Raw genomic sequence first — 14041 nt, forward strand, 5'->3', positions numbered from 1 at the left:
ATTCGAAGGGACGGGGACAACAATCGGCCCCGCCCCTAGCTTGGAAAACGAGACGAGCGCGTCCCGCGACTGTAGCGGGACCGTGAAAGACGATCCAAGTTCGGACCACTCAACTGGTGGACCGCGGGTTTTTGGGAGCGGCAAAATGAGCCCGCACCTGGTGTGTGTAGGAGGCGAGGATCACGCGCTTAGAATTCCATTTCTTATGGAGCTGCGTGAGAGGGGCTTTCGAGTCTCGGCCGTCTCGACCGGCGACGACGCCCCGTTCCTGAGACACGGGATTGCGCACAGACGCTACGGGTTTGACCGCTTTGCCAGCGGCAGCGGCAAAGCGGGCACGGTCAGGACACTTCGCAGGTTGATAGCGGAGTTGCGCCCGGACATCGTCCAGAGTTTCGATACAAAGCCCAACCTGTTGACGCCGCTGGCGGTACGTGGACAGGTTCCGGTTGTCCGCACGATCAACGGGCTGGGCTGGACCTTCTCATCTATCGGCCCGCGCGCCTTGGCGCTTCGGCCGATCTTCTGCGGTCTGCAATGGCTTGTGTCCTTCTGGACGGCCGCGACGGTGTTCCAGAACCGTGACGATCAGTCGTTCTTTGAACGTTATCGGCTGCTCGGGCGTGGCGACGGACGCCTGATCGGCGGATCCGGCATCGATATCGACGCATTCACGGCCGCGAGGCGCCTTGGTCCGTCGGCGGCGAGGATGCGCCAGGAATTCGGGCTTCAATCCGCCGAAGTCGTCATGTTCGTCGGCCGACTGACCCGTCAAAAAGGGATACCTACCCTCCTCAAGGCGGTGCCGAAGGTTCTCGCCAAAAGGCCGAATGCGCGCTTCGTGCTCATCGGCCCATGGCAGTCCGAAGGACCGTTCGCCGTCGACGAATCGGAAATTCGACGGTTTGGTTCCGATGTCGTCGTTTTGGGGAAGCGCCAGGATGTTCCCGCCCTTCTGGGCATGGCTGACATATTCGCCTTCCCGACCGAATACCGCGAGGGAATCCCGCGTGTGTTGCTGGAAGCCGGGCTCGCCGGTCTGCCGATCGTTGCCTCAAGGATGCCAGGGTGCAGCGACGTCGTCCAAGACGGGTGGAACGGCTACCTGGTTGCGCCGCGCGACCAGGACGCCCTGGCAAATCGCATCGTTGACCTTCTCTCGGATCGTCCTGTTGCTGCGGCCATGGGCAGCCGGTCTGCCGCACTTGTCCGTGAGCGGTTTGCGCTATCGTCGATCGTCGACCAGTACTGCGACCTGTACGACAAAACCCTCAGCGGTAGGTCCTGCGGCGGATCGATTAGACGGCGCCCGATCGCGCCAGAGCACGACCTCGCGGATAGCCGGTTGGGCGGAGTGCGCGGATGATCCGGGACGCGCTCCTCGCTTTTGGGGTTGTGATGGCCGGCGCGACGCAGCTCAATATTCCGGGCTCGTCCTTCGGCTATGGTGAATTGTCCCTAACCCTCTGGATCATGCTGTCGATCGGACGAATACTCGCCGGGGGTCGTATCGAGTTTACACCCGCCCTGACCAGTCTGGCCGGCTTCTGGCTGGTGATGGCGGTCACTCTCGCTATCGGCACCATAGTCGCTTATTTGACCACGGTCATATTTTTAACCGGGCTGATACACGACACCGTAGCGTATCTTCTGTTGGTCAGCATCACCTGTCTGGCGGCCGCAGAGCCTGACGCCGATCGCCATTTTCGTCGCTCTACCTGGTGGCTGCTTGCAATCGCGAATACGGCCCTTGCCATTCAGGTGATCCAGGGCTGGGGGTGGATCCCACAGGCCGGCGTCGAGTCCTGGTATTGGGATCGCTTTCGCGGCTGGTCCGAGAATCCGAACCAGCTCGCGCTGTACTGCGCGATATTCGGTACGCTGGCCTTGCATCTTGCGACAACCACCGGCAATCGATGGGGCAGGTTCGTCGGCATCGCCAGCGTGTTCTTCACCTTCTACGTCGGGAGGCTGACGAAGAGCGATGCCTTTTTGTACACCAGTATCCTGACTTATCTCACCTTCCTCGGGCTGCAGATCAGGACGTGGCTCAAGACGGCTGGCGCCAAGGTCAGCCTTCCGCGGCAAGCTCTCGTTCTCTTGCTGATCGGCAGCGTTCCGTTGGCGATGTCGGTCACTCCCTATGTCCTGTCGGAGGCGACCATCCTCGAAAGCTTCGCCAAGAGCCTGACCAAGGACAAGGGCGGCGAAGCCACAGCCGAAACCGCCGAGCTTCGCTTGTATCTCTGGAACGCAGCATTGGAGAAAGGCGCGCAATCAGGGTCGCTGGGACTCGGGCCAGGTGCGCATGTCGGCCGCCCACCCACGTGGGACAGACAATTTGATGCTCTGACACGACCCTTTGAGGCCCACAGCACCATCCTCGATCTGTACACCCAAGGTGGCATCATCTCGGTGCTTGCGCTTGTCTGGATCGTCGGCGCCGCCATCATGTCGGCGTGGCGTGCGAAGCTGGACGCGCTGTTGGCGCTCATGGTGTCAATCGTCATCTTCAGCATGCCGCACCTGATTATCCGCCATCCCATCGTGTGGTTTGCGATAACCTTTTGCCTTGTTGCGGGAACGCCTCGCGCTTTCCGTCAGCGGCTCATATCCATCGAGGCCATGTGATGTGCGGGATCGCTGGAATTCTTCTCGCACCCGATACGGCCGATCCCACGTCGCTCGAGGCGATAGGGCAAATGACGACGGCGCTCCGACACCGCGGGCCGGATGGCGAAGGACTGTGGACAGATCGGGAAGCCGGCATTGCGCTGGGCCACCGGCGGCTGGCGATCGTCGATCTGTCGGCGGCGGGGCGACAGCCCATGCGTTCTTCCAGCGGCAGATATGTGATCACCTTCAACGGAGAAATCTACAATTTCAGAGACCTGCGGCGCGAGCTCGAAGATGCCGGCCACCAGTTTCGCGGCACCGGTGACACCGAAGTGATGCTGTGCGCCATCGAGACGTGGGGTCTCGAGGCCGCCCTCAAACGCTTTGCGGGCATGTTCGCGTTTGCGTTGTGGGACCTGAAGACCAGGACCCTTCATCTCGCCCGGGATCGAATGGGCAAAAAGCCGCTTTACGTCGCATCGGCCGGGCACGCCCTGGTCTTTGCGTCCGAGCTGAAGGCGATCAGGTGCTTTCCGGGCTTCTCCCCCGAACTCGATCTCGATGCCGCCGCCGACATGCTTTCGCGAGGATGGGTGCCCGATCACAGATGCATCTGGCGGGGAGCGTTCAAGCTGCCGCCCGGTTCCCTTCTCTCCGTCAGACCCTCGGATCTTGCCGAGGCGGGCGGTGCCGTCTCCCTTTCCCAGCGCGTGAATCACTGGTGGTCGCTGGCCGAAGTCGCCGCCAAAGGTCGGGAACGGCCGATCGTCGGCAGCGACGATGACCTGACCGACGAACTGGATGACCTGCTTCGGCTCGCCGTTCGCGAACGGATGGTCGCCGACGTGCCGTTGGGCGCCTTTCTGTCAGGCGGTGTCGACAGCTCTACCGTCGTGGCCTTGATGCAGGCTCAATCCAGAACTCGGGTGCGAACCTTCACCATCGCTTTCGGGGAAGGTGGCTTTGACGAAGCTCCCTACGCAGCCGAGGTCGCGAGACATCTGGGCACCGACCACACAGAGCTTCACCTTTCATCCAGCGCTGCGCGCGCCGTCATTCCGGAGTTGCCGCGGATATGGGACGAACCGTTCGCCGACGAATCTCAGATACCAACGCTGCTGGTGGCCCGGCTCGCCCGGCAGCACGTTACAGTGGCTCTGTCGGGCGACGGTGGAGATGAGTGCTTCGCCGGCTACGGCCGCCACTTCATGGCGGATCGGCTGAGACGTCACGAAAGGCTCCCGTTAGTACTGCGGCGAACGATGGCAGCGGGCCTGGGACTGCTGGCCCGTGCAGCGCGCGAGGATTTGATGCGCAGCCTGCCGCTTTCGGCAAACATTCGCCATATGCTGCGGAGCGACCGGCTCGATCGCCTCGCAGGGTTGCTCACCGCAACTCACGAAGACGAGCTATATCGACGGTTGGTGGGATCATCGACCAGGAGCCTCGCTCGCCACAGCCCGCCAGCATCGATCGACGGCACACCACAGCTTGACGGGTTGTTGTCCCGAATTCTGTATGACGATATGGCCGGCTATTTGCCCAGCGACATACTGGTGAAGCTGGACCGCGCGACCATGGCAAACAGCCTTGAAGGACGGTGTCCACTGCTCGATCACCGGGTTGTCGAATTCGCCTGGCGCCTTCCGTCCAACGTGAAGGTTCGCGATGGCGGCGGCAAATGGATCCTTCGTCACGTGCTGCGTCGTTATGTTCCGCAGCGGCTGATCGACCGGCCGAAGCAAGGGTTCGATGTTCCCATTGCAGCCTGGCTGAGAGGTCCGCTGCGCATCTGGGCCAACGATCTTGTCGCCGATATGCGCGGTTCCGGCGACGGGATCTTCGACATTGCGAAGGTGAATGCATGCTGGCGCGATCACATCGACGGCAGGCACGACCATTCTCGCGAATTGTGGCCGGCTCTCATGTTCCAGGCCTGGCACAACGATGCGAGGCGGCTATCAGTGCCAGAAACGGGGCTCTCTCGCGTGCCCGAACTTACAGGAGTATAAGATGGAAGGGTCCAAAGTCAGCCGCATCCATCTTCCGCATGCCACTGAAATGCCGGTGCCTGGACGCGAAATCAACCAGCGTCTGAGACGGCCGCTGCGCGAACAGATGGACACGCAAACACCGGTCCATCAGCTTGTTGTTACCCTTCAGCGAAAAAGGTGGTTCCTGCTTGCCATGATCATCGCAGGAGGTGTCCTGGCCGCGCTTTCGGGCCTTGCCCGTCCACCATTGTACGAAGCTACCACACAGGTGTTCGTCGACGCACCCAGCAGAGCAGCCCCTGCCGGTGGTCTGATCTCTGCTCAGGATATGCTGGACTCCAGCATGGACGACCATATCACCATGCTCTCGTCGCAAAGCCATTTGCGAAGCGTAGTGGCGGCGCTGCGCAAGATGGACGCTGCCGATGCTGCAAATCAGCCTGGTGCTGGAACCGGAAGCCCTCCTCTCGATACTGATCGCGTCGAGCCGAAATCGCGCTCGGTCCTGAACAATCTGCTGGCCAAACTTTGGCCGCGAAGCACGCCGGCGGAGCCAGATGCGGCTGAACTCAAGGTGCTGCGCGAGGGCTTAAGGATTGGACAGGAACTGAGATCCAGAGTTATCAGCGTCGGCTTTACCGATCCTGATCCGGCGAGAGCCGCTCTGGTGGCCAATACGTTCGTCCAAGTCTATATCGGCGATCTTACAGCCAAAAGTCAGGCTTCGGACAGGCAGGAACTCGACTCGATAGTCGCCGGACTGCCGACTATACAAGACAGTCTCGCGGAAGCGACTGATCGTCTGGAGAGGTATCGACTGAGTCACGGCGCAGTCGATCAGGGTGCGGCGGACAACGCTGCCAAGGAGACGGCCGAACTCACCCAGCAGATATCGATGTCCAAAGCGGATCTCGCTGCGATGGAATCCCGTCTTCAACATATTGAGGACCTTCGCAAGCAGGGCGCACCAGTCGCCTCGCTGGTCGAAGCCATCGGCACGCCTGAGTTGGCCGACCTGGCGGCTCGCCAGGCCGGCGCGCCGGCAGACAAGGATCTGAGCAAAGCGATTGACAGCGAGGTCGAGCACGGCCTCGCGCGTATCGCCGCGGAGGTGAACATCTATCGGGCTCAGGTACGGGCTCTGGAAGAGCGTAAGAATGTCCTCGACGCGGTCGTGGCAGATACAGCCGGGCGGCTCTCGGGACTGCGCGCGCTCGAGCCGCAGGTGAGCATCCTGACGCAGCGATACAATGACCTGTTGGCCCGGCAACAGGACCTAAAGCGGCGCATAGCAAGTCCATCCCCCAGCGTCGGAATTCTTTCCGCGGCGTGGCCGCCCACGAATGCAACAACCCTTCCGCCAATTTTCCTCGTTCCGCCGGGTATGATTCTGTTCGGCCTGATCGGAGGGATCCTGGTACTTGTCCGCCAACGCTTTGACCGCACTTTGCGCGGCGAGGTCGAAGCTGAAGCAGCGCTCAGGGTTCCGTGCCTGGGATTGATACCCCAGGCTCCAACGACGCACGCGAAGCGGCTGCAGCAGCTGGTTTTGGGCCAGCAGGAGTCTCGATACAGCCGTGCCGTGACATCCCTGCTCGTCGCGGCGGCACCAAATCAACTGAGAGTTCGTTCGCCGCACATCATGCTGATCACCTCCAGCGTGCCCGAAGATGGAGCGACCGAACTTGCATGGAGCCTGGCATTGGCGGCCACGCGGCTGGGCGGTCGAGTCCTTCTGGTCGATCTTGAACCCAAGGGCGCGCAGCTCACACTCGAGTTTCTGCATCAATTCAGTGGACCAAAGGCTCGCCATTCTTTCGCGGACTATGTGGGCAATCGCTGCGCCTTGGAGGATGCGGTTACCGGCATGCCTGAGGTCGGAATCGACCTAATGACCCTCGGTCCCTCGGAAGATCTGCTGACTCTGCTGTCCCGTGGGAACGGGTCCGAAGTGATGGAGGATCTGCACTCGGCTTATAGCGTCGTCATCATAATTGGACCATCGGGGCTCGGGAGGCCGGAAGCCAGGTTCCTCACTGGATGGGCGGATGTGGTGCTTTTCGCAGTCCGGTGGGCGAAGACGCAACGTCATGTCGCCCGCGGCGTGCTGGAACTGCTTCAGGGAGACGATTCTAGTTCGGTACCGGTCGGGAGCGTCCTTACGCGGGTGAACCTCAAGAAGCATGCCGGATATCGGCTCGGCGACAGCGCCGATCTCTTGCGCGAGAAGGTATGACGAGAGCTGCAGGCTCGTCCTCAAGCAACGATAATTGCATGAACGGGCGCGAGTATCGCCCTGGGGCCACTGCCTATACGCCGAGCGGCCGTCCTCAAACGGGGTGGTGGTCCTTGCGGCTTGGCTGCCCGAACAACCCATCATTCGCAGCAAGCGGTTCGTTGCTATTTGACTTAATGGAGCCGTAGCGCCGACGACGAGACTTTGTCGATCCTCGCCCAGAGTGCGTTCCCGCCCAGCGTCGATGCGTTCTTGACCGCATATGCCCACGCTGGCAAGCGTGACGGCGAAATCGCAAGCGCAGTCAGACCCTGCGCAATCCGTTGAGCTTTGCTTCGTGGCAGGGCGCGGACGAATTCACTCAGGGTGCCTGGTTTCTCGCCCTTGCGCAAATAGCTGTTCACGATGTCTTGCTTGAGGAATCCAAGCAGGTTGAACGGTTCTCGCTCACATTTGGTCAATTGCAGATCGTGCCGTCGGCACATGGCATCGAACGCTTCTTTCGTCCAGCGACCGATGTGGTTTGGTGGCATGTCTATGAGGGAGCCGTGGGACTCCATATAGTAGGTCCTGTTTTCGTTTGGCACTGCAATGAATACAGAACCCTGCTGCCTTAAGAGGAATTTCAATCGAGAGAAGACGTCATCCACGTGATCCATGTGCTCAAAGACTTGAAACAAACAAATAAAGTCAAATGCCTCTCTCATAGAATCGAAGCTACTCTCTCGAACGTCGTTCGAAAAAGTCTTGAAACCTTTTGCAGACAGTACGGACTGCGATTCTTCGTTATAGTCGACCGCAGAAATATCTGAGACGTCGAAGAATTTATTCTTCACGCGGTCGAGAAAGTAGCCGAAACCGGCTCCTACGTCGACAACGGTCTTTCCTTTGGTCTTCAAGCCCGTAAGCTCGACGATTGTTCGCGCATATTCCCATCTCATGGTTGGATAGGAGGGGTGCGCCCAGGCCAAGTTATAAAATTCGATGCCGCCCGCGACGAAGGGATCTGCGAAACCGAATCCGCAATCTGAGCATTTGCGGATATCGCAGGCGTCGCGGCCCCAGAGATCCGAGAGGTGGCTCGTCAGCTTTCGAGAGCGCTCGGGGTCTTGCCGCGGATTAATGAAGTGTCGGGAGGCCTCGTCGGCTGTCACTTCGAACAATTTCGCAGTTGATTTGCTGCCACACGCCGGACAGATGGTCATCACGCTTGTCCCTAAAGCCCTGACCGCACGAAGCCGCGATTCCGAATTGGCAAATGCACTCGACGTGACCTTACGATGGGGACCGAACGTCACCATCATTTATCTGAATGACATCGTTCGGCGGAGTGGCGCCGCAATGAGTCCTCATGCTGCACAGGGTAGAGGCCTCGAGGTTGAGAGACGCCTTCTGCCAGCCCGGAAGTTCGCAATTGTTGAACCCTCGCGCCGGTTTCCGTGGGCGCATCGGCAGATGCCGATACTCGGAATGAAAGCCCCTTTGCGATGACTTGCATCGAGCAGCGGAACTCATGATCCAGCCGCTCTGCCGAATCCGGTCATTCAGGTGAATGATGGCGAGGCCCTGCGCCCATCGTAAGCTCTCCTTGCCGTGATGACTTTGCCTCTTCGGAAGCGCCAATTCATGTCAGATAGGGGCCAGCGACATTCTGTTCCCAGGGCCGAGAAAGCAACCATCGATATTGCGTGGAGCCCGATCGACACCATCGTTTGCGCGGCTGGAAGGGTCGGCCATGGCGATCGCCGGCCAGCTTATTCTGGTCGCAATGCTATACGGTCCTTCGGTGACCTTGTCAGCAATCCCTGCGACCTCGACGATGCGGCTTCTCGCACGCGCGGACTATCTCGAATGCAAGGCTGAGCTTCAAGCGGCACGCCAAGTTCCGATTTGGCAACAGCGCGGACCTTTTGCTTATACGAAAACCGTGAAGCGCGGCTATTATGATCGGGTGTTGAATTCGTGATCATCGAGCTTTTCGGACCGCCCGGTTCGGGCAAGACGACCTTTGCTCACGCCCTTGCCAAGCGCCTGTGCGAGGACGGATACCACGCTGAGGTTGCGCGGAGCTACCAGCCTGCCGAACGGGCGGGAACCCTCGACTTCGGAGTCTTTCTGTTCGTCGCGAGGATCGTCTCGGCGACGTTGTCCACGATGAAATTGGTTCTCTTTCCGCCAAACGGCATTGAGGACCTGTCGAAACCTCTGCTGATGGTCAGGGCAATTCCACCCAAAAGCGCACTTTGGCGCGCCCGCATCTGGCAGCAGCTGCTGAAAATGTCTTCTGTTTGGGATCAGGCCAAGTTCACCGAAGACATCGTGATCTTCGATGAGGGGTATGTTCAGGCAATCGGGTCGCTGGCATCGCTGAATGGAGCCGCGGGAAAAGCCGCCCTTGCAACGGCGCTGAACAACGTTCCTGTAGCTGATATCACCATTAGAGTCGTGGTGCCGCGGCCGATCGTTGCGACACGTTTGCGCCGGCGCATGGAACGCGAACCTCCCGCGGAACGCCTCTTTGAGGCCGATTTCGATGTAAATATGGGTTCCTTTGGTATCTTCAAAAAAATCAGCGAGCTGCTTTCCGTGTCCGGTCGCGAATTTATTTCGGTAGGCATTTCAAACGAGCCCACAACAATGAAAAGCATTCAGGACGTCGAGCGCAAGATCGTCGCCAAAATGATAGAATCCGGCGGCGGATCCCCAAACGTAACTTCAGCATTCGCAGTGGATAGCACCAACTGAGGCAGCGGTCCTGACTCCGGAAAGTCCGCGCGTCCCAGTGCGGTCGCGATCACTAAAGCGCGTCGCGCTGAAATGGATCCAGGCGACGCGCTTTAGGTCTTTGTTTTTATGCATGTCGTTTTCGCAAAACCGCTGCACACTTTTGCGCGACATGCATTAGCTCGAGAGTTGCCAAGGCTGATCGTTCCAACCGATGAGCGGGATAGGGGCAGGCGTGTCAAGAATTGTGCTGCTGGTTCGCAATCCAACGGTCTCATTCGGGCAGCCGGAGTGCTCGGCCGGGCAGCGTCATTCAGGTGAATGATGGCGAGGCGCGGTGTGCACCGTAAGCTCTTTGTCCCAATCCTCAGCCGCTTCTGGAATCGCGAGCCATGTCCCAAAGCGACTTTCTGAGATCCAGGGGGGGGCCAATAGGAGCCGATCTTCCTCCAAACGCGATCGGCAAAATCGTCCGAGCGGCGGGTGGCGTATCGGCGATGGCGATTGTCGGGCAACTCATCCTCGTCGCCACGATTCCGATACTGGCCAGGCTCTATTCTCCCGCGGATTTCGGCCTCTTCACGATCTATCTTTCGGCCGTAAACATACTTGGCGCCGTCGCAGCACTGCGCTTCGAGCCTTCGCTGTACGGCGTCAAGGAAGCCGGACAGACCTATGTCACGGTCAAGCTAATTCTCCTGGCTGTGTTGGTGACCGGGGCGCTGACCTTCGCGGCCGGGCAGGTGCTTTCGAGCGTTACACCTGTCCAACTCAGACATCTGGTCTGGCTCGTTCCAATTGGGATGAGCGGCGCAGCACTCGTTGAAACGATGAACTGCTGGGCCTTGCGCGCGGGCTTGTTGCGTGACTTCGCCGTCGGCCGTCTCATCTTGCCCGCGACCATGGCCTTGCTGCAGTTGGTTTTCGGCTTTGCCCGTCTGGGGGGGGAGGCGATGGTGCATGCGCACATCCTCAGCCAGTTCATCTTTCTCGCTTTCCTGGGCCTCCGCATTCTGAGTTGGAATGACCTGCATGGCATCGCCCGAGCGCCATGGCGGAGCGTCCTCGACAAGGCCAGGAGGGAATACAAGTTTCCGTTGTTCGACATCCCCGCGACCCTTGGCAGTTATGCCATCAACAATCTTCCGGCGATTCTCGTCGGTTCATTGTTCGGCGCGGCTTTCGCCGGTTACCTCGGTGTCGCAGCGCGGCTCGTAACTGGGCCTATCGTGCTGATCGCCACGCCGCTCAGCAACGTCTTCGTCGCCGAGGCGAACAAGACCAGCAATCGCGGCCATCTGCTTGGCATCGCGCGGGGCCTTCTGATACTTGCAGCTGGTCTCGCCGCATTGCCGATCCTGGCGCTCGGGCTGGCAGCCCCTTACCTTGTCGTTCCCCTCCTGGGCGAGGCCTGGATCCCGACCGCCCAGATCATGACCGCGCTGGCGTTCATGGGCGCCGTGCAGGCACTATCGACGCCACTCGGCGAGGTTCCCGCTCTGCTGCGCCGACAAGAAGTGCGGCTCGTCGTCGACGCCGCGCGGATGGTGCTCGTGTTTGGTCCGTTGCTCGCCGGCGCGAAGGCGGGTTGGGCGCCCATCGACGTCATCTATCTCATGGCGGCTGGCGGAACAGTCGGCTTTGCCCTCAGAGCCGCAGCCTCGGTCTACCTATTGAGGCGCAACGCAGAGCGGCCGACGTTGCCGAGCTCATATCATCGCGAGGAAAGAGCCCATGAAGCTCCTATTGAATAGCGGCGCGCGCTCTGAAGGGGCTATGCCACCAGCGGATTCCCCGGAGCGCAAAGAAGGTGAGGCAGGTTCGTCACGGCTCGGTCCGCGTGACATGAACGATGCCGCTCATTTTGCAGATGCCGCGGCACTGCGCCCGTTCATTTCAGTTGCCGTTCCAACCTTTCGCCGGCCCGACACCATTCGGCGCACTATTGACAGCATTGTGGGGCAAGACTTCTCGAACTGGGAACTTGTTGTCAGCGACGACGAGGGACGAGGGGGGACGAGTTGGCCCATCCTGCAAGAATATGCACGAACCGACCCTCGCATTCGAATCGTGGAAAATCACCGAGGTCGAGGGCAGGTGGAGAACACCAACAACGCCATGCTCGCCTGCAGGGGGAAGTGGATCAAGTTGCTGCATGACGACGACTGGCTGGCCCCGGGAGCCCTGAAGAGGTTTGCCGAGATTTCGATAAAATATCCGTCGGCGGCGTTCATGACCTGCGCAGCGCATGTCGTCGAGGAGAGCCGGGTGGTCATGCGCTCGGATCCACCAGAGCAAAACCGGGTTTCGCTCTATTCAAGCCAGCAGTGCCTGACGGACCTTTATCTGGTTCGCATGACCAGGAGCCTTGGCATCATACCGTCAACGCTCTTGATCAACGCTACGGTCATTCACGCCGGGTGCCTGATGCGCGCCCATAAATCGATCCCGGCCGGGGTCGACCAGTTGTTCTTCGTGGACCTTGCCCGTTGCGGAGATATGGTTGCCATCAATGAGGGCCTGATCTTCTACGACGCGACACGCCACCCCAGCATCACCACGACGAAGAGCTACGACGACGTGGACGAGGTAACCCTTGCCGTCAAGCAGCTCAACTGGGGTCTTATCGAGGACAGGAAGGGGCTGCCTGATCCCGAGACCCTTTTGCGTGCGCTGCGGGTCGCCCGCATCCCGGCCAGGCTCCGGTATCAGTCCTGGCGAACAACCATGCGGGATGCGCTGCAGATCCTTCGTCCATCGGTGATGAAAATAGCCAATCAATATGCTCGGGAATACCTCTTCAGGATACGCCGGACACTCGGGCCGTTGCAGACCCGCAAACGCTGAGCGCTATCGGTTGGGCGCGAGCTGGCAGGCCGCCCATCGCGAAGGCGCCGTCGGCGCCAACGGCCGGCGCTAGAGCAATTCCAGGAAAAGTGAAGTCGTCGCTTGTGTCTGGAGCGGCTCATCGTTTCACGAAAACGCCGAACCGCTGGCTATTTGTTTCCACGCAATTGCGGACGGAGGCTACGGCGAAGTCGCCGCGCCTAAAGCGCGTCGCGCTGAAATGGATCCAGGCGACGCACTTTAGGTCTTTTTTTTATGCATGTCGTTTTCGCAAAACCGCTGCACACTTTTGCGCGACATGCATTAAGCGTTTCGCACTTTTCCTGGAGTTGCCCTAAGGCAACACGGAAATCCGCCCTAAAAGAGCGACCAGTTCCGCCTGACGCTTCGTGTCCGTTTTCGCGAAGAGCGAGGCAAGCTGGGTGCGGATCGTCGTCCGGCTAAGCTGACAATGCTCGGCGATTTCCAGGGGGGCATCGCCTTTCGCCAAGCGCAATGCCAGATGCGTTTCGGCGCCGGTCAAGCCGAACATTTTCTGCAGCGTTTGAGGGTTCGGCCCGGATCTCGGCTGGCGGTCAAGGAGGGCGAGGATGATCGATCTGTCGGGAGTGACGATCCCTTCTTCGTTGAGGATAACCGGCCGGTCTCCAGCGCTGCGGATCACGATCCAGGACAACGTCCCGGGCATAAAATGAGCGGGCACGCTGGCGATCAAACTCCGCAGCGCCGCAGCCAGATCGCTGTGTCGATCCGGAGAATTCCCATAACTGTCAAGAATGGTTTCAGCGGCCGCGTTCCATTTGAGAACCCTCTTCGACTCGCTCAAAACAAGCCAGCCACAGCCTATGCGCTCGAGCATGCCGGTTATCGAATCGAGCCCCGGCCGCTCGCACCTGCTTACCGGAACCGGCCTGACCTTGCGGTCAGAGCCTTGAGCATAGACCGAGGTCTTTGGCCTGCCGCCAAAGCCCGCCTCCAACATGCTACGTTGCGCGCTGTATCGTGTGTCGTTCTGCCCATCGACCAGGTTCATTGACCACCCCTATCGCCCATCGCCGCTATCGGCGCCCTGACGCCAAGTCGCTGCTTCGACACAAGTGCGTCTTGACGATCGATAATCGGAAGGTTTGGCTGCTGATTCTCAATAGGCCGGGACGTTGGAGTGTGAAAGCGAGCAGACGTACTAGATTGCGCGTTCGACGGTCTAAGCTCGACGGGTTAAGCCGAAAGTAGTAGTTAGGTTGGATGAGGTGCTGAAAGAGGTCTAGTCCTGTCGCGAACTCATCTAGCGTCGACGGCCATACTGATCGCTACATTGCTCTTCGAGGCAAGGGTTTCCCTTACGGGTGCCGTTGACCCAGGTTTTCTCGAATTCATCCCGGCGATCGTTATCATTGCCTTCCTTGAGAACCGCTGGCTTGCGATCGCATCGACCCTTGTGATGGCGGCTGCCGGTTTGGGTGCCCGGATCGTCATGAATGGCCAGGCTTTTGCCGATGAATGGGTACGCGCCATTCTGCTTTTGCTTGCCGGCGGGATGATTGCCTTTCTTTTCGACCGTTCGAGGCAAAGCTTACGTGCGTCGCTGGACGTCAAGCTCGCAGCCGTCGAGGCTGCCGAGTCG

General features: G+C 59.7%; 10 protein-coding genes and 1 pseudogene. 9 read left to right on the forward strand and 2 right to left on the reverse strand.

Going from position 1 to position 14041, the window contains the following annotated elements; translation table 11 throughout:
- The first annotated feature begins 145 nt into the window (after positions 1–145).
- The 4 genes from EOA29_RS09865 to EOA29_RS09880 are packed head-to-tail and all read left to right on the forward strand — an operon-like array spanning position 146 to position 6846.
- On the forward strand, positions 146–1366 hold the full coding sequence (locus EOA29_RS09865; protein WP_126091627.1) for a glycosyltransferase: 1221 nt from the start codon (positions 146–148) through the stop codon (positions 1364–1366).
- Positions 1363–2631, forward strand: coding sequence for a polymerase (locus tag EOA29_RS09870; protein WP_126091628.1), 1269 nt, complete (start codon positions 1363–1365; stop codon positions 2629–2631). Before EOA29_RS09865 ends, EOA29_RS09870 begins: the two co-directional genes overlap by 4 nt.
- Positions 2631–4628, forward strand: a complete 1998-nt coding sequence (gene asnB, locus EOA29_RS09875; protein WP_126091629.1) for an asparagine synthase (glutamine-hydrolyzing) — start codon at positions 2631–2633, stop codon at positions 4626–4628. Before EOA29_RS09870 ends, asnB begins: the two co-directional genes overlap by 1 nt.
- Position 4629: 1 nt before the next feature.
- On the forward strand, positions 4630–6846 hold the full coding sequence (locus tag EOA29_RS09880; RefSeq protein ID WP_126091630.1) for an exopolysaccharide transport family protein: 2217 nt from the start codon (positions 4630–4632) through the stop codon (positions 6844–6846).
- A gap of 173 nt (positions 6847–7019) precedes the next feature.
- Here EOA29_RS09880 and EOA29_RS09885 read toward each other — a convergent pair whose 3' ends face one another.
- Positions 7020–8051 (reverse strand): methyltransferase domain-containing protein, encoded by a 1032-nt coding sequence (locus EOA29_RS09885; protein WP_189350507.1) that lies wholly within the window; start codon positions 8049–8051, stop codon positions 7020–7022.
- Between the two features lie 530 nt (positions 8052–8581).
- On the opposite strand from EOA29_RS09885, the gene EOA29_RS09890 reads away from it, so the two are divergent.
- The 4 genes from EOA29_RS09890 to EOA29_RS09910 all read left to right on the forward strand — a co-directional run bounded on the left by EOA29_RS09890 (position 8582) and on the right by EOA29_RS09910 (position 12417).
- Complete coding sequence (locus tag EOA29_RS09890) at positions 8582–8812, forward strand: hypothetical protein (protein WP_126091632.1); 231 nt, start codon at positions 8582–8584, stop codon at positions 8810–8812.
- On the forward strand, positions 8809–9591 hold the full coding sequence (locus tag EOA29_RS09895; protein ID WP_126091633.1) for an AAA family ATPase: 783 nt from the start codon (positions 8809–8811) through the stop codon (positions 9589–9591). The genes EOA29_RS09890 and EOA29_RS09895 overlap by 4 nt, the downstream gene beginning before the upstream one ends.
- Before the next feature lie 476 nt (positions 9592–10067).
- The gene (locus tag EOA29_RS09905; RefSeq protein ID WP_126091635.1) at positions 10068–11324 is read left to right on the forward strand and encodes a lipopolysaccharide biosynthesis protein; all 1257 of its coding nucleotides are present in this window, start codon (positions 10068–10070) and stop codon (positions 11322–11324) included.
- Positions 11305–12417 carry a glycosyltransferase family 2 protein gene (locus EOA29_RS09910; RefSeq protein ID WP_245464861.1) on the forward strand — a complete coding sequence of 371 codons (1113 nt, stop codon included), beginning with the start codon at positions 11305–11307 and terminating at the stop codon, positions 12415–12417. Before EOA29_RS09905 ends, EOA29_RS09910 begins: the two co-directional genes overlap by 20 nt.
- 334 nt (positions 12418–12751) lie before the next feature.
- Here EOA29_RS09910 and EOA29_RS09915 read toward each other — a convergent pair whose 3' ends face one another.
- Positions 12752–13450, reverse strand: a complete 699-nt coding sequence (locus EOA29_RS09915; RefSeq protein ID WP_126091636.1) for a helix-turn-helix transcriptional regulator — start codon at positions 13448–13450, stop codon at positions 12752–12754.
- Between the two features lie 282 nt (positions 13451–13732).
- On the opposite strand from EOA29_RS09915, the pseudogene EOA29_RS09920 reads away from it, so the two are divergent.
- A pseudogene (locus EOA29_RS09920) lies at positions 13733–14041 on the forward strand (diguanylate cyclase); the annotation flags it as partial.

The organism is Mesorhizobium sp. M1E.F.Ca.ET.063.01.1.1 (genome assembly GCF_003998155.1).
In the GTDB taxonomy this organism is placed as follows: domain Bacteria; phylum Pseudomonadota; class Alphaproteobacteria; order Rhizobiales; family Rhizobiaceae; genus Mesorhizobium.